Genomic DNA, 20,920 nt, shown 5'->3' with positions numbered 1-20,920 from the left:
TCATGCTGTCCCACATCGTCCTGGTTTTCTGGCGCGGAATCGTCCAGCGCCGTCTGTTTACAACACTGAACGTGCTTGGCATGGCACTCGGCATGGCAACGTTTCTCACGTTGGCCCTGATCGTGCGTTACGAATTCAGCTTTGACCGCTGGTTTCCACACGCTGCGGACGTTTACCGGCTGGACGCGTTCGATGATAGTGAGGCTTCCGTCTCCAGCATCCGCCTGATCGATGCACTACGCGCCGAACATCCGGACTGGAACGCGACCGCCGTCCTGCGAGGCTTTTCCGGAGCGACCATTCGCATCAATGAAAACGCCTGGGACGTCTTCATTGCGCGCACCGACCCGCATCTCTTCGATGTCTTTGCTCTGCCGCTTCTGGAAGGAGATCCCGCAACTGCTCTGGTCCCAGACGGCGTGGTCCTGTCACAGGCAGAAGCACTACGCTTCTTCGGGGCCGATCATGGCATTCTTGGAAAAACACTCGACCTGATCCAGAAAGGGCAGACCCACAGGCTGCATGTCACGGGCGTTCTGAAGGAACTTCCCGCGAATACCACACCACGATTTGACATCATTGTTCCCTCTTCGGAGGCAGCCCTGCACATCAATGATCTCTGGCCAATGGCCACATCCGAAATCTGGGTGCGGGTCCCGCCGTCCGTTGCTTCCCGGTTGCCAACTTTCCTGAACGGTCTCGTACAACGACATGCCGCAGGGATGTCGGAACAAGAGTCTAAAAAATATGTTGTCCGCGGGCGTGCTCTCACCAGTCTGCACTTCTTCGACGCCACCATTGGTATGCGGGGGACTGATAAACGCCTGCCAATGATCCTCGGCATCGTCGGTCTGCTGGCACTAGGTGCCGGGCTGGTTAACTTCGTCACACTATCCACGGCTCTTGCGGCAACCCGGGCCCGTGAAGTCGCGATGCGCAAGGTGCTGGGAGCGACGGTCTTGATGCTGGGGCTGTCGTTTACGGCAGAAGCCATCGGGCTGGCATTGATTGCGGCCTTTGTCGCCCTCGCCCTGACTGAACTGACGCTGCCCTGGATCACGACGCTGAGTGGCTGGCCCATCCGGCTCGATTTCGGCTTTGCAGTGCCCCTCCTTATCATTACGGCCGTTATCGGAGGGGCCTGCGCAGGAGCCTATCCGTCATGGGTCCTCTCACGCTTCCGGCCGGCTACGGTTCTCTCGTCTGCCCGCCTGCCAGGAAGCGGTCGCCTAGGGAGCCGCCTGCGCGAAGGGCTGACCATCGTTCAGTTCTCCTTCGCTGTGACACTGACAATCTGCACGCTGGTCATCTGGCGCCAGACGCACCTGCTCCAGACCATGGATCGCGGGTTCCATCAATCCGGCCTTCTCGTAAGCCATTTGCCGAATGATCCGACCGAGCGTCTGCGACAGCAGCGATTGACCGATCTTGTACGTGATCTTCCGGGCGTCACTGGCGCTACGGTTTCGGACGATGCACCCGGTGGAGGTAGCGCAGGTATAACCTTCGACATAACGCGAGCAGGGAATGCCACTCCTGCCATACTGGCTGTGATCGGAACACAATCTTCAACGCTTCCGATCTGGGGGGCACACCTTCTCGCCGGGCGCCTGTTCGACAGCTCTCATGATTACGACAGTCGCCCTATGCCAGCATCCCCATTCGACAGTTTCCTCACCGGCCAGGCGTTGGCGTTCGGCACACATAATGTCATCATCAATGAATCCGCCGTGCGAGCGCTTGGGTTCGCCAATGACGCAAGCGCCATCGGAACGTCGATCACATTGCATGGAAAGGACATCCAGACGATCATCGGCGTCATTGCCGATATGCGTTTCAAAAATAGTCGGGCCAGCGTTACGCCTGCGCTTTACTATGCCATATCAGGGCCCATTGGGTACGGCGTACTCTCTGTCCGCTACAGAGACGCTCCTGAAAACACAACGCGAGCAGCAATCGCTACGATCTGGAAGCAGGTCTATCCGGAAAGCGCGCTGAATCTGCGCAGTGTCGGTGACATCATTGATGAGGATGTCCGGCCAGAACAGCAGCGCGGAATGCTGATGATTATCGCCTCCTTTGTAACCCTCTCCATTTCCTGTGTCGGGCTCTACGGCATCGCGGTGTTCAACGTTCGCCGCAGATTATTCGAAATCGGGGTCCGTAAAGTGCTCGGCGCAACAGCCCAACAGGTGACGCGCCTTTTGATCCTCCAGTTCCTGCGCCCCGTCCTGATTGCGAACATCGCTGCTTGGCCTGTTGCCTGGTGGGTGATGCGTAACTGGCTGTCCGGGTTTGACCGGCGGATCAGCCTTTCTCCGCTCTATTTCGCCCTGACTGCCCTGATCGTACTCGCGCTCGCGGTTCTCACCACTCTGTTCCAGATCCGCCGCGGTGCCCGCCGTGCACCGGCCATCGCTCTGGGCTCTTCATGAACCGCTGCTCTACTCACCTCTCAGGACCTTGCCCGATCATGAGACACAGCACGCCCCTCGTTCTTGCCCTGCTGGTCGCGTCCACGGCCGCTTTCCCAGTCATTGCAGATGCTCAAACGTTGCAGGAAGCTTTGGCTCTCGCCTACCGAAGCAATCCGACCCTGCGGGGTGAGCAGGCCAATCAGCGCGCCATTACCGAAAACTCAGCGCAAGCCAGGTCAGGCTGGAGGCCCACCGTTCAGCTCAACATGGACGCTTCCTATCAACAGGGACCGTACACCAGCGCCTTTGCGCTTGGCTCTTATACGTCCAATTCTGCTGAAGGTTATGTATCGGCCAAGCAGACGCTGTATTCATTCGGCCATGTCGCCAATCAGGTCCGTGCAGCGGACGCTCGCTCCCAGGCGGAGCAGCATCAGTTGAGGCTCGTCGAGGCGCAGGTCTTCACCAATGTCGTCACGGCCTACATGAATGTATTGCGAGATCGAAACATCCTCGACGTCCGTCGGGCAGATATGGAGATGCTGACAAGGCAGGTTCAGCTGACAACCTCGCGTTACAACCTTGGCGGACAGCCCTCCGAACAGGTTACGCGCACCGATGTCGAGCAGGCGGAGACGCGCCGCCGGTCAGCAGAGGTGGCTGTCACGCAGGCTCAGGCCACGCTTGCTGCATCTGTAGCCCAGTTTCGGGCAGTTATTGGTGCAGATCCCAGTGAACTCACAATGCCCGATAGCCTGCCGGGTCTGCCTGCAACGCTTGATCAGGCGCTGAAAACTGCGCTTACACTTAATCCACAGCTCGCCCAGATGCAGGAAACAAAGAAAGCCACGTCTGCAGACATCGACACCGCACGCTCACAGTGGGGACCACAAATTCAGGTTCAGGGCACTTTCGGAACGATTGGTCCCGCCTCACCTTTCCGGGGCGGACAGTATGGCGAACAAGTGACTGGCATCGTGCAACTCGTCCAGCCCCTCTACAACGGAGATCTGTACAACTCCCAGATCCGCCAGGCCCGGAACATAGACGAACAGGCCCGGGAGAACATTGAACTCGCGCGGCGGACCGCGCTTCAGGACGTGGCAACCAACTGGCATGCCGTTGAAAACGGATTACAGGCGATTAGTGCCGGGATTGCCGAAGTCAAATCCGGCGAGACGTCTCTCAAAGGATACCAGATCGAATATGGCTACGGTCTGCGGAGCACGACCGACGTCCTCTATGCAGATCAGAACCTGCGGTCAGCCCAGGTGGAACTTGCCAGCAGTCGTCATGATACCATCGTCGCAGAAGCAACGCTCCTTGCAGCGATGGGGCGGCTTCAGAGTGGGGATCTCCTACCCAGAATGCCTCATTACGACGCTGCTGCAAAACTTCAGCATGCGCGGACACGCGGCTGGGAACCTCTTCAGGCGCCGATCTCCTCTATCGACAAGGCTGGTTGGTAAGAAAGGAGAACCTGATTATGTTCGCCGATACTCTCAGAGCCACCTAGCGTACTCTTACCGGTCAGAAACGCTATACATTTCTCAATCTGGCGGGCCTCGCACTCGGCATTGCCGTGTTCCTTACGATGGCACTGATTGTGCGTTACGAAAACAGCTACGACGCCAGCGTTCCTAATGTTTCCCACCTTTATGTTCTGAACGACGTATCTCGACCTGCCGGTCGCGCGCCGTCCGAAAGCGATGACGTTAGTTTTGTTCCTTTCCCGTTCCTTAAGCAGGATTTTCCCGAGATTGGAGCAGCCATACGGATGCTGCAGGACCGCTGGTTGTTCGGGCGGCGCTGACGCTGTCACAGGAAAAAGTGATGCTGACGGACCCCGCCTTCTTTTCCGTCTTCAAATTGCCCCTCCTCGCCGGGGATAGCTCTACCACACTGGACGGTCCGGGGAACGTCGTGATTTCGACGGATATGGTTCGTAAGTATTTCGGGACCGAACAGGCTTTGAGAAAGCGCCTGCGGATCGATAACGGTCAGACGGAAGCGATCGTAAGTGGCGTTCTGGCGCCACAGCCTCCGAACCAGACGATGGAGTTCGATCTGATCGAGGTCATTCCGACAAGCTGGCTCTCAAAATATGCTTTCACAAACTGGGGTTCGATGTGGGGCACACTCTGGGTTCGGATCGACGATCCACGCGCTATTTCCCGCGTCCGAGCTGGATTGGCGCGTTATCCCTACCCGCATACCGGCAACTGGACAAAGGATCTGCTTCAGGAAATATTCGGTGGCGGGGGACTGGATCTGGTGTCACTGCCAGACCTCCATTTCCACGCGGCTGCCATTGGAGAAGGTGGAAACAGCCGTGCGCTTGTGCGTATCCTCGGTCTGATCGGACTGGCTGCTCTGGCAACAGCCATCATTAATTATGTTAATCTGGCTACGGCACGCTCTGCCCTGCGGGCCCGCGAAGTCGCTGTCAGAAAAGTGCTGGGAGCAACGCGGCTGCGCCTGGTTGCGCAGTTCATGACCGAAGTCTACATGATGGCCGCTGTTCTCGGAACAGTGTTTACGGACCTGGCGCTGCACTGGGTCAATCTGTGGGGTTGTTTGGACTTGTGCCGGTTTTGTGCCGGTATGTGATCCTGTTAGGCGGCTTTAGCTTCGAGAGCGAGCGGGCTGATGCTGCCGAGATATAAATGGTGTCGTCGCGGATTATAAAATCCATTGATATATTGGAAGATGGCAGTGGTTGCCTGCCACCGTGTCGGCCATGTTTGTCGTCAGAGCAGTTCGGTCTTCAGGCTTTTGAAGAAGGTCTCGACGGCGGCATTATCAAAGCAATTTCCCTTGCCAGACATGGACGGGGTCATTTTGTATTCCGTTAATTTCTGCTGGAAATCATGAGAGCAGTATTGGCTCCCACGCTCAGAGTGGAAAATACAGCCAGGCAAAGGCGTGCGCAGACGCATCGCCATATCAAGCGCTCTGATGGCGAGATCCTTTTTCATCCGGTCGCGTGCCGCCCAGCCTATAATGCGTCGGCTGAACAGATCGATGACGACGGCGAGGTAGAGCCAACCTTCGTTGATCTAGATGTCGGTGAGATCGCCTGCCGGTTATGACTTTATGCCGGCGGGTGCGCACGGGACGGATGCCGTTGAGCTTCATCAGCCGTCCGACACGACGTTCGCCAATATTGAGCCCTGCCTCTTTAAGCTCTGCGGTCATGCGGGGCCTGCCGCAGGTCTGGTTGCTCAGGGCGTACTGTTCGCGAAGATGCGCCAGAACTTTCAGGTCAGTGCGTTGGCTTTGGCAAACACGTCTGGAAACCCAGGCACATAGCAGCGTGTGGAGACCTACAAAATCCGGCACAGTCTCTCGATGGACCAGAAGGCACGATGCTCGCGGATGAAAGCGAACCTCATGTCTTTTGGCTCACAAAGAACTGCATGGCTTTTTTTTAATATCTCCCTCTCCTCCCGCAGGACGTGGTTTTCCAGGCGAAGGCGCTCGTTCTCCCGAGCCAGATCCGTCTGCGGTTCAGGCACTGGCAGTTCGGCCGTCCGATACTGCGAAATCCAGTGCCCCAATGTCGATTTGCCAATCCCCAGATCCGCCGCCACTCGGGTCCGTGACAAACCGCTGCTCGAGGTAATCCTCACTGCCTCACGGCGAAATTCTTCTGTGTGCGTCACTGCCATGGTTCCGTGTGTCCCCCGATGCGAGCTTAAAACGCTTAGTCAACCGGCACAAAACCGTAGCAAGTCCATTCCCGCCACCGGCCACTTCATGGAGAGCCCCCAGCGCGAGTCCTCCCCCTGGCAGACGACTGTCGATCTCCCTCACGCCAAAAGGCAGAACACCTTCCAGACGGCTGATGGCAGCACGCAACGTCTCTAGGGCTGGCTTCATGTCGGAAGAAGCACTCATTGCACAGGTCCGTCGCCCCTTATCTGGCAGAATTTCAAGACTATATGTTCATATTTTGTTCTTATATGATTGCGCAAGTTAATGCCAATTTGCACCCGACAGGTAGGATGTTTTTTTCAGCTCGCGCTCTAAATTAGCTCACAAAAGTGCTGTAAGGACCTGAACTAATAGGTTTTCCAATCCTGCTGTCGAAGAAAAATTCTTCTACTTGCGGCCCCTGAATAAAATGCATGGCATTAAGGGTTTTGCCCGGATAGCTTCCTGCTGGATGCTTGTGTTGGTTGTCAAGATTTTTCCAGCATCTGCGCGGCGATCACGTAGAATAGACAGATGCACAGATCATGTGAGGCCTACCTGTCTACCCCGAGTCATGCATATCATCATCCTGTAGCGCCTTCTGGGTCATGGAAGGACTACCGACATGGTAGCGGGCTATTACCGGTATGAAGGTATAATTAAATGATTTTATTTGATCTTTAAGTAATTGGCGGAGGGGATGGGATTCGAACCCACGATACGACTTACATCGTATAACGGATTAGCAATCCGCCGCCTTCAGCCTCTCGGCCACCCCTCCGCGTGGAAAGCAATTTTTATACTGCTTTCGTGAAGGCGTTCTTAAGGGGGAACGGCCTCGCCGTCAAACCCCTTAAGAACAATTTTTTTATCTCATTCGGAAAGAAGCTTTTTCAAGGTTTCATTCACCAGAGCAGGGTTCCCTTTACCCTTCATGGCCTTCATCGTCTGGCCAACAAAGAAGCCGAAAAGCTTGTCCTTGCCGGATTTGAATTCAGCAACCTTATCCGCATTTGCTGCTAGGATGTCGCGGATGGAGCTTTCGATGGCGCCTGTGTCCGTCACCTGACGAAGACCTTTCCGCTCAACAATAGCAGAAGCCGATTCGCCGGTTTCTACCATGTCTTCAAGGACTTCCTTCGCAATCTTGCCGTTGATGGTCGAATCCGAGATCAGGCTTAACAGCTCACGAAGTCCTTCTGCACTGACCGGACTGTCTTCAATTGAGCGACCAGTGCGGTTCAGGGCAGCAAAGAAGTCTCCGAGCATCCAGTTGGTGGCAAGGCGCGCATCAGCACCTTTGGCAACGGTCTCGTAGAAGTCTGCAACAGCCTGCTCTGCGGTGAGGACACTCGCTTCATAGCGACTGACGCCGTATTCCCGCTCCAGGCGGTCCCGCTTGGCTTCTGGCAGTTCGGGAAGGGCAGCTTCTAGTTCGTCAACCCAGGACTGCTCGATGATGAGCGGAAGAAGATCCGGGTCCGGGAAGTAACGGTAATCGTGCGCGTCTTCTTTGGACCGAAGCGAGCGTGTTTCGCTGCGGACATGATCGAACAGGCGCGTTTCCTGATCGACTTCACCACCCGCTTCCCAGATTTCGATTTGACGCTGAGCTTCAACTTCAATCGACTGCATGACATAGCGGATCGAGTTGACGTTCTTGATCTCGCAGCGGGTCCGATATCCCTCCTCGCCCGGCTTGCGCACGGACACGTTGACGTCAGCGCGCATGGAACCTTCTTCCATGTTGCCATCGCAGGTATCGATATAACGTAGGATCTGACGGAGCTTCCGCAGGTAGGCTCCGGCTTCTTCCGGTGAGCGGATGTCTGGCTCACTCACGATTTCCATGAGGGCGACGCCCGCACGGTTCAGGTCAATGAAGGAACGCGTTGGGTCCTGATCATGGATGGACTTGCCTGCGTCCTGTTCCAGATGAAGGCGCGTCACGCCAATTTCACGTGTGCTTCCATCCGCAAGATCAACCAGCACCTTGCCCTCACCCACGATGGGATGAGCAAACTGGCTGATCTGATAGCCAGTGGGGAGATCGGCATAGAAGTAGTTCTTGCGATCAAAGCGGCTGAAAAGATTGATCTGCGCGTTCAGGCCAAGGCCGGTACGCACTGCCTGCGCAACGCATTCCTGGTTCAGAACCGGGAGCATCCCCGGGAAACCCGCGTCAATCAGGCTGACATGCGTATTTGGCTCGCCGCCGTAAGAGGCGGAGGCGCCAGAGAACAGCTTCGCTTGGCTGATGACCTGGGCATGAACTTCCAGCCCCACGACAATTTCCCATTCGCCGGTATTGCCGGTGATACGATAGCTCATGCCGACACTCCTGCATGGATGGCGGGTCTGTGGGTGAAGGACGCTGCCTGTTCGATGACGTGTCCTGCTGCGATCAGTGTTTCTTCGTCAAAGAACTTGCCAATGAGCTGAAGGCCGAGCGGAACGCCCTGTGCGTCCAGACCGGCTGGAACAGAGAGTGCAGGAACGCCTGCCATGCTGGCTGGAACAGTGAAGATGTCATTCAGGTACATCTGCACCGGATCTGTCGGCTTTTCGTCTTGGGCGAATGCACTGGACGGCGCCGTTGGCGTCAGAAGGAAATCCACCTTCTCGAAGGCATTCAGGAAGTCCCGCTGGATCAGCGTACGGACCTTCTGCGCGCGTAGGTAATAGGCATCGTAATAACCCGACGACAGAACATGCGTGCCGATCAGGATACGGCGCTTCACTTCTTCACCAAAACCCGCGGCACGGGTGGCTTCGTACAGTGCATCAAGGGAATCCCCCTTTACACGTTCGCCGAAACGCACGCCGTCATAGCGGGCAAGGTTTGAAGATGCCTCTGCGAGAGCTGCGATGTAGTAAGTTGGAAGGCCGTACTTCGTGTGCGGAAGAGACACTTCCACCACTTCTGCGCCCGCGGCCTTCAGCCAGTTGATACCCTGCTGCCAGAGTGCCTCGATTTCGGCTGGCATGCCCGGGGCATGATATTCCTTGGGAATACCAACGCGCAGGCCTTTGACCCCTCGCGTCAGCGCTGCTTCGTAGTTTGGAACAGGGGTGTTGACGCTTGTGGAATCCCGCTCGTCGAACCCAGCCATGGATTCCAGCAGGATTGCGCAATCCTGAAGGTTGCGGGCCATCGGGCCAGCCTGATCCAGCGAGCTTGCGAAAGCGATCGTGCCGAAACGGGAGCAGCGGCCGTAGGTCGGCTTGATACCGGCAATCCCTGTGAAGGCAGCCGGCTGGCGAATGGAGCCACCCGTATCCGTACCGGTCGCGCCCAGCACCAGACCTGCGGCTACGGCAGCGGCAGAGCCACCGGAAGAACCGCCCGGAACCAGCTTGGCGTCAGAGCCATTGCGCTTCCAAGGGTTTTCTACCGGGCCGAAGGCTGAGTTCAGATTGGCGGAACCCATAGCGAATTCATCGAGGTTCAGCTTGCCAAGGAACACGGCGCCGTCACGAAGGAGATTGGACGTCACCGTGCTTTCGTAAGGCGGAACAAAATTGCCGAGAATCTTGCTGGCCGCCGTCGTGCGGACGCCGGTCGTGCAGAACAGATCCTTGATGCCGAGCGGAATGCCGGTCAGTGCGCCGCCCTCATCTTTCGCCAGAACGTCGTCCGCAGCCTGGGCTGCTACGCGAGCCTGATCGGGCGTACGGGTGATGAAACTGTTGAGGCGACCATCCAGACGCTCGATGGCATCCAGGTGGGCGTTCGTCAGTTCAACCGCGGAAATCTTGCGAGCCTTAAGGGCATCCCGGGCAGAAGCCAGCGTAAAATCGTGCATGCCGGACATTATTCGACCACCTTCGGAACCGTGTAGAACGGACCTTCACGGTCCGGAGCGTTTGACAGCACGTCATCGCGGCGATTGCCGTCCGTGACGCGGTCTTCCCGCAGGCGTGGCGTGGCGAGGCCTGTGCCAATCATGGGAGGGACATCTGTGACGTCCACTTCGTTAAGCTGTTCCACCCAATTGATGATGGAACCCATGTCCTTCCCGAGAGAGTCTACCTCCCCCGGTTCGAGACCAATTCTCGCCAATCTGGCGATGCGCGTGACCGTTTTCGCGTCGAGCGACATGAACATTCCTGAAAAAGAGGAAATTATGGTAGCTTTTCAGCCGTCAGACAGATCATAACGCCGGGTTATGTCCCTGTTCAATCCACAAGACCTCCGTAATGTTCTTCAAACTGATCAGCGTATCCTTGGGCTGGACCCTGGATCGAAGACGATCGGCGTTGCCCTGACAGACGTTTCCCTCATGCTCGCCTCGCCATTCATGGGGTTGAAACGGCGGAAATTGGGAGAAAATGCCAAGGAGCTGGCAGAGATTACAAAGCGCCAGAACGTTGGGGCGCTGGTGGTCGGTCTGCCCCTGTCATTGGATGGATCTTTTGGTCCCGCAGCACGCGCTGCGTCGGACTGGACGACAGCTCTTTCCGAGCGGTTGGGTATTCCGGCGTGTCTATGGGATGAGCGGCTCTCATCCAGTGCGGTCAACCGCTTCCTTATTCAGGACGCTGATATGACGCGTGGGCGACGCGCTGAAGTCGTGGACAAAATGGCAGCCGCCTACATGCTGCAAGGCTGGCTTGATGCGACGAAGAGCAGCTCTGAAAAGACATTTTTGTGAAAAATGTCTCTGGTTGGTCTGAATTATATGAAATTTAGACCAACCATAAGCACCAGAATTGCAATCCCAACAAAAATGCAGACTGGAAGCATAATGGTGGAGAGCAGAGATTCTCCCTCCTCCGTCGCTTCAAGAGCAATTTCGTCTTCGGTATCATCGATGTTTGTTCGGTCGGTCATACTTGAACAGTACGATATTGCCTCGTCCAAGGCGAGAAAATTATATTTTTGTGTGAATAAATATTAATTTCAATAGTTATTGAAAGTAAAATTCCATTTGATTGAAATTCGGTAATAAATCCATCTAAGGGTAAATATTTTTTATATTAATTATTTCTGATGGAATGTTTATCGTCAAAACTGTGTTCCGAGACGATTCTTTCCATGAAAAATTTATTTGTGTTTGATGTTTTTCTCGGAAAATCATCAGATCTGAATGTCGCGTACACACTTCGAGCATTGCCGCGTGCAGGGAAATGCTTATCCGATCATTCAACACATCTTTTTTCAATGAAGGGTCAGACATGAACTCGGTCCTTCCTTAATTCGGACCAAAATTATCCTGTTTTTCGGGCTGTGGCAATTGATACTGTTTTCAAATAAGCTTTTTTCCTCACAGGAGGGCCCCAAAATGGCTGATGAAGAAATTGCTGGCTACCTAATTCGCCGTGAACTCGAAAACGGTGAAGATGAATTCTGGAATCCTACGGAAAAGTGGGTTTCTGATCCGGGCGACTCAGAGCTCTATGAAGATGAGGACGAAGCAAACGCTGTCGCCGATCTGCTGAGCGAGAATGAATCATTGGTGATCACCGTTGAAGAAGTGTATTTCGACGACGGTGAAGAAGACGAAGCCACTGACGGAGAATAAGCGCCTCTTATGAAGGGGCTGCGGCCGCGCCGCTTTTTGCAGCGCGGTCCTTTTCTGTGCCTATTCATAAGGCACGGACGTAAAAGAGGGTTCATACGGAAGCTTTTGGTCGGTCACGCGGCGGCTTTACGAGCAAAATCCATGTCCGACGTGACAGTCAGGGATGCCCTTAGATTTATTCTGACCAGAGGGACTGGTCTCTGATTATAAAGCCACGATACCCTGATAAACAGGCTCTCGATTAGGTCTTTTGTCAACGTGGACCAATTGCACGGTTCTTTGAAATTGTTGCCAAAGAAAACCTATATTTTCAATGAATTCGAATGGTGGGCGCGACAGGGATTGAACCTGTGACCCCTGCCGTGTGAAGGCAGTGCTCTACCGCTGAGCTACGCGCCCATTCGTTGAGCGGGCTTTTAACAGTGGCGATACAGTCTGACAAGACGATTTTTTGGCCATGCCATCGCCTTTGTTTGAACTCATTGCGCCGTCAGAAACATTTTGTCTGACTGGGAACGACAATGAAACGGAATGCAGCTTTGGATTGTCTGCGAGGAGCAGCAATCCTTTTTGTGATCAGTAATCACATTGGAATACGCATTCCCCTCTCTCATACGGAGTTGGCCAGCTTTCTGCCGCGTTGGTTCCTGGTGGGCCTGAACTATAATGGCGGTGAGGCTGTCAGCATTTTCTTCGTTTTGTCCGGCTTTCTGATTGCGTCCAGAATTACGCAGACCTTCGGTGCTTTGGATCGGATACAGCCGGTCAGGTTCCTCATTCATCGCGCCATTCGTATCCTTCCCTGCCTCGTGTTGCTTGTGAGCGTTCTGGGAGTGCTCGACTATGTGGGTTTCGAGGATTATCGCTTCTCAAAGCCGGGTCAGAGCTTCCTAGGCGCGGCAATGGCAGCTTTCGGGCTGTATTTTAACGTGTGGCAGGCCCAGCATGGTTGGAGTGTTGCAGGCTGGACGATCCTTTGGTCCCTGTCGATTGAAGAGCTTTTCTATCTGCTGTTCCCGTTCCTCTGCCGATTGAATGTGCGGTTGCGTGTGGGCGGCCTTCTCCTCCTGGCTGTAACGGCGCCCGTGTATCAGGCAACGCTTCAGGGCAATGAAATCTGGCGAGAGCAGGCTACCCTGACCGGTTTGGGAACCATTGCGCTGGGTGTTGTCATGGCAATCGTGGCAGCGCGGTATCGTCCTAACGGAAGCTGGCCTGTTGCGATGGGGGGCGTTGGTTTGCTGATGATGCTGTCAGAGATGTTCGGTCCGTTATCATGGTGGCATCTGCTGTCTGACGGCTGGTTTGCCGTCCTTTATGGAGGCATTGCCATGCTGGTTTTGGCCTGTGGCTGGCGTTCATTTGAAGGTGGTCGATGGAGTTGGTGGATCCGTAGAATGGGGCAACTGTCATATGAGGTTTATCTCACCCACATGTTTGTTGTCATGGCGGCTGTTCGGGTCTGGAGGCATAATCATTGGCCGCAAAGCAATGGATGGACTGTCTATCCAGTCTGCCTGATCGTGATCTGGGGGCTGGGCGAAGCTGTCTCGCGGCTCTTTGCCAAGCCCGTTACCCGGCTTCTTGATCGAGCGTTGACGTCCCGGATCTATCAAAAAAGCCCAGTGACAAGTTCGGTTCAGCCGGAGGTGAGATGCTAATAGTCCGCCTCCGGCTCAGATGCTTCTTTTCGGAACGCGCGCAGTGAGTTGTCTCAGAACGCTATTTTTACTGTTCTTCCAGCAAGGGCGGTGCGGCCAGTGACAGGTAATGCATACGCTTTAACTCGCGTCGACCCAGTGTGATGCTGTCCAGGATCAGGCCGCAAACCAGTGAGAGCGCCGCAAGGATCATACTGCCTGTGGCAAGGAGTGCTGTGGGAAGGCGTGGGACGAGCCCTGTGTTGAGGTAGGTCACCACGACAGGAATCCCGAGGATCAGACCGACAAGGGTGAAAAATAGTGAGAGCGCTGCAAAGAACATCAACGGGCGTTCCTGCTTCACCAGATTGATGATGGTTCTCAGGATTAGCAGTCCGTCTGAGTAGGTGCGCAGCTTGGATGCTGAACCGGGCGGGCGCTCGATATAAGCCGTTGGAATTTCCCCAATTGGCATGCCGAGTTCGAGGGCGTGGACCGTGAATTCGGTCTCGGTTTCAAAGCCGGCAGAAAGAGCGGGAAAAGATTTTACGAAGCGCCGGGAAAACACGCGATAACCTGAGAGCATGTCACTGAGGCGACGGCCGAAGACGAGCGTTACCAGCCCTGTCAGTACCTTGTTGCCCAACACATGTCCGCGTCGATACGCAGCTTCGCGGTCTGTTACGCGTGCACCGTTTACCATGTCCAGACCTTCTGACATGGCGGCATGGAGCATGCCGGGTGCTGCAGCAGCCTCATAGGTGGCGTCACCATCAACCAGGATATAATAGTCTGCCTCAATATCCGCGAACATCCGGCGGATAACGTGTCCCTTCCCTTTCATCCGTTCCGTACGGACAATTGCTCCCGCAGCTTTGGCGACTTCTTTTGTGCGATCTGTCGAGTTGTTATCGTAAACGTAAATATCTGCGCTCGGCAGTGCTGCACGAAAATCCTGCACAACCTTCTGAATGGTCACCTCTTCATTATAGCAGGGCACAAGAACAACCGTGCGAGAAGAAGAGAGATGAGCGTTGGAAAGCATTGAGATGGGACCAATATTCAGAATGTGTGAAATGTCGTCTTACAGAAGTATAAATTTATTCTGCGTAAAATTCAAAGGCCGATGGAAGCTCGTGGATTCACTGCGGACGGACATGGTTTCGTCAGCTAGCGAAAACTGCCGCACTTCCTGTTGAAGAAAGGGTAATAACCCATTCCTCAACAAGAGGCCTGAAAGGTTTAGAAGCCAAACATATGATCGAGGGAGAAGCCGCCTTCCCCGTTTTCAAGGCCATGGTACCCGAACAGGCGGCATGTGAGATCGCGGATCAGGATATATCCACCGACACCGGCTCGCTCCAGATGGGCGCTCTCAAAAAGCTCATGGGGACGAACCATGTAGGAGCCTGATGGCTGGATGCGGATACCCGTCTCGGCCACCAGGGTGCCGTCAGCGGCATGAAGCAGCAGAACCGTTTCGGATTCATCCGTCCCCTCGATTGAGGCGGGATGAATCAGGCAACAGAAACTACGCAGATGATCATGGCCAAGCTTAAGGAAGAGACGCGTTGTCAGGCCCGGCGGTGGACCAGAATAGGATTGCGGCTCGGAACGCCATGTCATGAGTGTGTTAAAGATGTGGGCCCCAAAGCTGGTTTCTGCCGCATGATCGGTCTCTCGGTTGCGATAGCGCATGAGCGCATGAAGCCAGCCGTCAGCTTCCCCTCCGTCTCGGAAGTCATATACCAGATCTGCATGCCCTGGCCGGTCTGTCAGGTCATGCAAGGCAATGGCTGTTGAGTGGTTGCGGGGAAGATTTCCAAGGAAGTGGGAGCCTATCAGCTGCCCGGCATCATCGAAAATATCCAGCCGTACAGGAAGCGTTTCCAGTGCTTCGGACATGGGGTTTGGTTGGATAAAGCTTTCAAATTTTGCAGGGTCCAGAATGGGAAAAGGCAGCAGAAAACCTCGGCCTAAGGACGGTGCAAAATTCCTGATGGCTTGGTCCGGGCGGATATTGTCCCGCTCGACATTCAGGTGTGCAATGCGTGTGCGTCCACGCTGCGTTATTTCATAGCGCGGGCGAACCAGATGACGTCCTGCGCGCATTTCGAGCTGGGCAGGCCATGCGAGTTCGGGAAAGATCTTTCCGACATCGACCGCGACTGTCTCAAACGGGCCGATCGTCCGATCAACGCCACGATGTTCTTCCACGCCCATGGGGTTAAAGGTAATGCCTCCCGCCGGGATCGTGGTGGCATGGCTGTTCTGGACCCAGACGGTAAGGGTCTCATCTGCTTCCGGAGCGGGTAGCGTGGCATAACGGACAGAGGGCCAAGCATTGGCGTCATGTGTGACGGACAGGCTTGGGTCACCGTTCCTGCCCCAGACATCCAGCGCGTACTTGACGACGTCATGCCCGCGCGCGCCGATCACATGAATGAAAAGCTGCCCCATAAACGGTGGCAGGCTAAAACGGTCACGTATTTGGGCGCTATCGATCGTAATGCCTGCACCAGACTGGGTAACAGGCTGCTCCCACTGAGCGATGACCTGCCCGGACTGGTCATAAAGACGTAGCCAGTACCGCAGATCCTGCGAGCCATAATTGGACCAGTAGTTGGCTGTCACGATCCGTGTGGAAAACTGATCGTCATCCCGGAAAAAAGCAAAATTCGTCGCGAAATTAAGCTTGTCGAGATAGGGGCGACCACGGACGATCATATCATCGGGCAGGCGTGCCGGGGCGAGAGTGTGCAATGTGCGCCCGTTCAGGAGCTTGCCCAGACGACCGCGCATCTTGGCGTCATCGAACGAGAGCGCCAGAATGATATCTGCCTCAGTGTCGGGTAGTGCCAAAAGGGCTTGCTTCGTTCCACCAAAGCCGTCGGGTTGGCCAACCTGCTCGGTATCATGAACCAGAACGACAGAAGGTTTCAGTCCCGGATAAAGGGCAACTAGCGTTCGGACGGTGTCTTCGGGGTCGTAAATGACGATTGTCTGCCCGGCGAAAGCCTTCTCCATGCGCGTCAGCGCCTCGGCTGCCAGCGGGTGGGCCAGCGCCTTGTAGAGCACGTTTCCACCCTGTGGACCGAAAGTGCGGATATCGAGCATAGAGGGCCCTTTCAGAGCTTCAGTCGTCGGCGCATTTCTCTCGCCACAGTGGGGGTGTCGTCAAGCGGCTGGACAGACCATGATGTCAAGGTCGAGTTGAATATGCGGACGCGCCCTGCTTCCTCAAGGGTTTGCACAAACCTGCCAATGCGCGCTGACTTGCCCGGAAGCGGAAGAACCATCACCGGTGCAGTCGTAGCTGCAGCTTCAGAAATCATGGAGACACTGTCTGTAGTCACGGCAATCATATCTGCGCAGGCGAGCATCCCGAAATAAGGATTGTTATCTCCCTGCCCTTCAAGAATGCGGATACTGGCTGGAACAAGCTTTTCTTTCAGCACGGCAAGAGCGGCTGGGTCCGTCCGGCGTGAAGGGGTCAGGACAGCCTGCATTCCATTCCGGTTCACGAAAGCGATCAGTCCTTCTGCCATTTTGACTGCTTCCGCCGCCCCAAGAGAAAAGCGCCCGTTTGTGCCGCCGACCAGAATGGCAAGCAAAGGCCGCTCGTCATGTTTCAGACGATCAGCCCATAATGCACGGGCATAATCCAGCTTCTGGGGCGTGACGGGGTGTAATGCATTGCGAGAGATCAAAATATTCGGGCCATTAATGCCGTCATGGCTGTTGGCAACAATAAGATTAAATTTTGTGAGGTCAGTTCGGGGATTCTGAATCTGCACCACGGGCAACCCTTCCCGTTTGGCAACTGCTGCCCCTGCAATGCCTCCCGTTCCACCAATACTGATGATCAGTTTTGTGTCAGGCGCTATGGTGATGGGGGCAATGCGCTTTAAAGGGGACGGCCAGTATCGGGCCGGAATATGGTTCCAGGGTTTACGGATCAGAACGGGTTGAAAGTCCCAGTCCATTCCTGCTTTCTCCGCGAGACCGGCACCTTGCGCACGCATCCCGGCGAAGTCTTCGGCGATGATCGTGGCCTTCATGGTTGGACTCCGAAAAAAGACGCTATTTCCCGAAACGGAAGAAATTTGGCAAGAAGCGGATATGACGATGCCTGAAACACCTTCCATTTCCAATTCTGACGGTTTTGCCGAGTTTGGACTGATTCCCCCTCTTCTGGCCACGCTGGAGCAGGTTGGGCACAAACGCCCGAGCGCGATCCAGTCTCAGGCCATCCCGCCGCTTCTGGCCGGGCGCGACGTGCTTGTCGCATCCCAGACAGGAAGTGGCAAAACTGCTGCTTTCGTGCTCCCCATGTTGCAGAAGCTGAATGAAGGGGAAGCTGCGCCGGGCCCACGCGCTTTAATTCTTGAACCCACACGGGAGCTGGCCGCGCAGACTGCGGCAGTCTGCCGTCAGTTAGGGCGGCGCCTGTCTTTGAAAACGCGTGTGATCTGCGGTGGAACACCACGTGATCAGCAGCTGCGCACGATCCGCGATGGCGTTGACATTATTGTGGCCACGCATGGGCGACTGCTGGACCTGGTGATGCAGGGTGAACTGGTTCTGGAGTATTTGACCTACCTCGTGCTGGATGAGGCTGATCGCCTTCTGGATGAAGATTTTTCCGAGAGCATGACGGCGCTGACACCGTATTTCCCCGATGTACCGCCTCAAACCGTCTTCTGCTCTGCTACGTTGCCGGAGCCGGTTATGGCTCTGGCCAAGCGTGTAACGCGTGATCCGGTACGCGTGGATGTTGCTGCTGAAACCTTCACGCCAAAGAAAATCCGCCAGCGCGCGATGTTTGTGGAAAAAGACGACAAGCCTGAAACTGTTGCACGTATTCTGGAGAGATTTCCGGGCCGCAGCATGGTTTTTGCCCGCACAAAAGTGAATGTCGATCTGATGGCAAAGGTGCTTCGCCGTCATGAGATCAGGGCGGAAACCCTGCACGGTGATCGGACACAGGGCGCCAGAAACAAGGCTTTGGATCTGTTTCGACAGGGCCGCGTGCCTGTGTTGGTCACCACGGACATCGCCTCACGGGGGCTGGACATCTCCGATGTTGATCTTGTCATCAACATGGACATGCCGGAAACGCCTGAATCCTATGTTCACCGCATTGGCCGGACGGCCCGTGCGGGCAAGAAGGGCGCTGCGTTCTCTCTCATCAACAGTGATGAGCGTCTGTTCCTGCGCGATATTGAAAAGCACATTGGCTATCGCATTCGGATCGCAACAGAAGACGCCCTCGACACTTAAGGGAGATAGCGGTCCAGAATATTTCTGCCCAGCTCCTGCCAGGCCAGTGTGCTGTCAGGAACTGGGAGGATTGGTGGAGGGTTCTTCAGCAGGCCGGTGATTGCCTGTGCGATAGCTGCCGGCTCCGGCTCACATAGTACCGCCTGTGAATTGTCAGCGAACTGCTCCGTGAGGCCACCCACATTCGTCGCGACGATATAACGCCCTCCTGCTGCGGCCATTGCGCCCACGCCACTTTGAGAGGCTTCCCGATAGGGAAGCAGCAATACGTCCGCCCAGCCAATCAGCTGTGACAGCTCATTTTCTGGAACCCATCGATTTTCGACCTGAACTCCGTTGATCTTCTGAAGCTCGGCTAGTTCAGGGCTATCGGGCCCCTGCCCGATAACGCGACATTCGATAGGAACATCAACCTGCGGGAGTGCCGCAGCCAACAGGTCCAGTCCCTTATAGGGCAGAAGACGTCCGAACATCAGCAGCTTGGGTTTTCCCTGATGGCTGAAAGGCGGAGCGGCGTTCGTCCCGATAAATGGTGGATGGGAAAGCGACAGGATTCTTTTTCCCTGACACGATGCATCGCCTGACAGTGTCTTGGCGACGTGCTGGCTAAAGGTGACCAAGCTGGATGACTGCCTGATCAGAATGCGTTGAAGAAACATCTGTAACGGGTAGCCGTCTCCCGGATGTGCTCGGGCATCGTGAATGATCGTGATGACCGGTACTCCGGCCCGCCGCAGAGCATGCGCCATGAGAACATCAAGCGGCCCTGGCATTGCACAGATGGCGATATCGGGTTTGTTGCCCAGAATGGCCATGAAAAGACGTGTAATAATCACCGGTGCCTGCAGGAATTTGCAGAACAACCCGAACGCAGAGCGATACGTCCTGAATGTCAGGACATTCGCAGGAGCGTGATGGCTATGAAGGATTTCCGCTTGGTCGGAAAGCGAGAGCTGAACACTGGTTCGGGGAAGAGCCGCAAGCCCATTGGCAAGGTCCACCGCGATTCGCGGCCCCGCGCCCCGTTTCCCCCACTGCCAGACAAAAACTTTCCTGGCTGTCACCCCTGAACTCCTGACGCCTGTACCGCTTGCAGAAGGCTCTGACCGTTCAGTCGATCTTCCACACGCTTCATGGCGGCATTTCCCAGGCGTTCCCGAAGAGCAGAATTATCAGCGGCTTCTCGTAATGCCTGTGCCGCGGATTGAACGTCAGGGCTGGCCCAACTGGTTTGCGGCATGTCGAGAACGCCCCGAGGATCACGGGCGGGAGACAGACTGTAGGCGACTGGAAGCCCGCATGAAGTATCCATGAACTCCGCCGTTGCAGACCAGTCCGTGGCTACGACGCAGCGCCCCAACGCCATGGCTTCCGCCACGACCAGTCCGAACCCTTCGCTCCTGTGAAGGGAAAGAATAATATCAGCGCAAGCCATGAGCGCCAGCGTGTCTTCGCTGCTGTAATGCGCAGTATCGAGACGAATATTGGGAGCCCCGCCGATCGCTGCCTGAATGGCGGCCATATCACCTGGGTAGTTCTCTGTATGGCCAATCTTCAGCAGTAAAATCCGGTCAGGACGGATGCCGAACGCTTCACGAAAGGCCCGAATGGTATCGATGGGATTCTTCCGGACCATGCTGGAGGCAAGATTGAACGAAACAAGAACAATGAGGGCATCATCTGGCAGGTTGAATGCTACTCGGTCTTTCTGGGAGGGCTTCTGACCAGCCAGCCCAACCGGATGCTCCACCACGCGAACCGGGATGTTGAGGGGCGCGAGCGCATCTGCGGTAAAGCGGGACGGTACCCAGATTTCATGAACATGTCGCCGAGCGTAAGTCCATGTTTTTGGAATGACGGGCAATTCCCATGCCCAATAGCCGATCACTTTCCGGCCGTTCCGAAGAGAGCGCGGCATTCTGAGAAGGACAGAGGGGAGCATTGGAGCATTGACGTGAATGACAAGAGGTGCGCCTGCCCCGACTGCATCGCCTTCAAGTCGCCGGGTGTCTATATCCCAGGTCGCACAGGGAATGTTCAGCTTGCGCAGAGCCTTCACCATCAGACGGGCCCCTTCGCCCAGGCCTGAACTGCGGCTCAGCTCTCCAGCTACAATAATGCCGGAAGCACGGGATGGATAAGTCTTGCTGATGCTGGGCGCGACGAGGGCTGTTGCCCATGCAAAAAATCGTCGTCTCGGTTCCTGAGGCAGTTTTTGCCAAATCCTGTGAGCAACAGAAAGATCAGGGTGGCTCACGGCATGTCCTTCAAGGCGTGGTTCGTACGGAGAAAAATCTGTTTCAGTTTAAAATCAGTTGCCGTCACACCTGCTTCTTTACAACATGTTTCCTGCCTTGAG

General features: G+C 55.4%; 16 protein-coding genes, 2 tRNA genes and 2 pseudogenes. 8 read left to right on the top strand and 12 right to left on the bottom strand.

All coding sequences use genetic code 11. The features are described 5' to 3' along the window. Positions 1–2: 2 nt before the first annotated feature. The 4 genes from KP705_RS12105 (at position 3) to KP705_RS12095 (ending at position 5,027) form a co-directional block, all read left to right on the top strand. Positions 3–2,435: an ABC transporter permease gene (locus KP705_RS12105; protein WP_046901618.1), complete on the top strand. Its 2,433-nt coding sequence runs from the start codon at positions 3–5 to the stop codon at positions 2,433–2,435. Positions 2,436–2,473: 38 nt separating this feature from the next. Continuing rightward, complete coding sequence (locus KP705_RS12100) at positions 2,474–3,886, top strand: TolC family outer membrane protein (protein WP_215764507.1); 1,413 nt, start codon at positions 2,474–2,476, stop codon at positions 3,884–3,886. 113 nt (positions 3,887–3,999) lie between these two features. Continuing rightward, positions 4,000–4,230, top strand: coding sequence for a hypothetical protein (locus KP705_RS20105; RefSeq protein WP_252348353.1), 231 nt, complete (start codon positions 4,000–4,002; stop codon positions 4,228–4,230). Positions 4,231–4,250: 20 nt separating this feature from the next. Beyond that, positions 4,251–5,027, top strand: coding sequence for an ABC transporter permease (locus tag KP705_RS12095; protein WP_252348352.1), 777 nt, complete (start codon positions 4,251–4,253; stop codon positions 5,025–5,027). Between the two features lie 5 nt (positions 5,028–5,032). Here the strand turns inward: KP705_RS12095 and KP705_RS12090 are convergent. From KP705_RS12090 to gatC, 6 genes and pseudogenes are all read right to left on the bottom strand, one after another. Continuing rightward, a pseudogene (locus tag KP705_RS12090) lies at positions 5,033–6,088 on the bottom strand (IS3 family transposase). Positions 6,089–6,155: 67 nt separating this feature from the next. Continuing rightward, positions 6,156–6,317, bottom strand: a pseudogene (locus tag KP705_RS12085) (damage-inducible protein); the annotation flags it as partial. 485 nt (positions 6,318–6,802) lie between these two features. Continuing rightward, a tRNA-Ser gene (locus KP705_RS12080) sits at positions 6,803–6,894 on the bottom strand. Positions 6,895–6,986: 92 nt separating this feature from the next. After that, positions 6,987–8,444, bottom strand: a complete 1,458-nt coding sequence (gene gatB / locus KP705_RS12075) for an Asp-tRNA(Asn)/Glu-tRNA(Gln) amidotransferase subunit GatB (protein WP_099212552.1) — start codon at positions 8,442–8,444, stop codon at positions 6,987–6,989. Then, positions 8,441–9,928, bottom strand: coding sequence for an Asp-tRNA(Asn)/Glu-tRNA(Gln) amidotransferase subunit GatA (gatA, locus tag KP705_RS12070; protein ID WP_215764506.1), 1,488 nt, complete (start codon positions 9,926–9,928; stop codon positions 8,441–8,443). Before gatA ends, gatB begins: the two co-directional genes overlap by 4 nt. Next, on the bottom strand, positions 9,928–10,215 hold the full coding sequence (gene gatC, locus KP705_RS12065; RefSeq protein WP_046901622.1) for an Asp-tRNA(Asn)/Glu-tRNA(Gln) amidotransferase subunit GatC: 288 nt from the start codon (positions 10,213–10,215) through the stop codon (positions 9,928–9,930). Before gatC ends, gatA begins: the two co-directional genes overlap by 1 nt. Positions 10,216–10,282: 67 nt before the next feature. On the opposite strand from gatC, the gene ruvX reads away from it, so the two are divergent. Then, entirely contained in the window at positions 10,283–10,768 is a 486-nt protein-coding gene (ruvX, locus tag KP705_RS12060; RefSeq protein ID WP_046901623.1) for a Holliday junction resolvase RuvX, read from the top strand. Positions 10,769–11,398: 630 nt separating this feature from the next. After that, positions 11,399–11,638: a hypothetical protein gene (locus tag KP705_RS12055; protein WP_046901624.1), complete on the top strand. Its 240-nt coding sequence runs from the start codon at positions 11,399–11,401 to the stop codon at positions 11,636–11,638. Positions 11,639–11,962: 324 nt separating this feature from the next. On the opposite strand, the gene KP705_RS12050 is transcribed toward KP705_RS12055, so the two are convergent. Continuing rightward, positions 11,963–12,037 (bottom strand) — tRNA-Val (locus tag KP705_RS12050). 122 nt (positions 12,038–12,159) lie between these two features. On the opposite strand from KP705_RS12050, the gene KP705_RS12045 reads away from it, so the two are divergent. Continuing rightward, a complete protein-coding gene (locus tag KP705_RS12045) occupies positions 12,160–13,299 on the top strand; it encodes an acyltransferase (RefSeq protein ID WP_215764505.1) in 1,140 nt (379 codons plus the stop codon). A gap of 67 nt (positions 13,300–13,366) precedes the next feature. Here the strand turns inward: KP705_RS12045 and KP705_RS12040 are convergent, their stop codons facing one another. The 3 genes from KP705_RS12040 to KP705_RS12030 all read right to left on the bottom strand — a co-directional run bounded on the left by KP705_RS12040 (position 13,367) and on the right by KP705_RS12030 (position 17,339). Further along, entirely contained in the window at positions 13,367–14,323 is a 957-nt protein-coding gene (locus KP705_RS12040) for a glycosyltransferase family 2 protein (RefSeq protein ID WP_046901626.1), read from the bottom strand. Positions 14,324–14,520: 197 nt separating this feature from the next. Next, positions 14,521–16,395: a hypothetical protein gene (locus tag KP705_RS12035; protein ID WP_215764504.1), complete on the bottom strand. Its 1,875-nt coding sequence runs from the start codon at positions 16,393–16,395 to the stop codon at positions 14,521–14,523. A gap of 11 nt (positions 16,396–16,406) precedes the next feature. Next, on the bottom strand, positions 16,407–17,339 hold the full coding sequence (locus tag KP705_RS12030) for a mitochondrial fission ELM1 family protein (protein ID WP_215764503.1): 933 nt from the start codon (positions 17,337–17,339) through the stop codon (positions 16,407–16,409). Between KP705_RS12030 and KP705_RS12025 the strand changes: the two genes are divergently transcribed. After that, entirely contained in the window at positions 17,323–18,561 is a 1,239-nt protein-coding gene (locus tag KP705_RS12025; RefSeq protein WP_215764502.1) for a DEAD/DEAH box helicase, read from the top strand. The two genes, KP705_RS12030 and KP705_RS12025, sit on opposite strands and share 17 nt — an antisense overlap. On the opposite strand, the gene KP705_RS21140 is transcribed toward KP705_RS12025, so the two are convergent. Then, positions 18,558–19,625, bottom strand: coding sequence for a glycosyltransferase family 4 protein (locus KP705_RS21140; protein WP_215764501.1), 1,068 nt, complete (start codon positions 19,623–19,625; stop codon positions 18,558–18,560). The genes KP705_RS12025 and KP705_RS21140 overlap by 4 nt on opposite strands. Beyond that, a complete protein-coding gene (locus tag KP705_RS12015) occupies positions 19,622–20,818 on the bottom strand; it encodes a glycosyltransferase family 4 protein (protein WP_215764500.1) in 1,197 nt (398 codons plus the stop codon). The genes KP705_RS21140 and KP705_RS12015 overlap by 4 nt, the downstream gene beginning before the upstream one ends. Between the last annotated feature and the right edge of the window lie 102 nt (positions 20,819–20,920).

The organism is Gluconobacter sp. P1D12_c, from assembly GCF_018812105.1.
Lineage (GTDB): Bacteria > Pseudomonadota > Alphaproteobacteria > Acetobacterales > Acetobacteraceae > Gluconobacter > Gluconobacter oxydans_A.
Note: the sequence above shows the minus strand (reverse complement) of the source record. Positions and strands in the feature narration are given on the sequence as shown.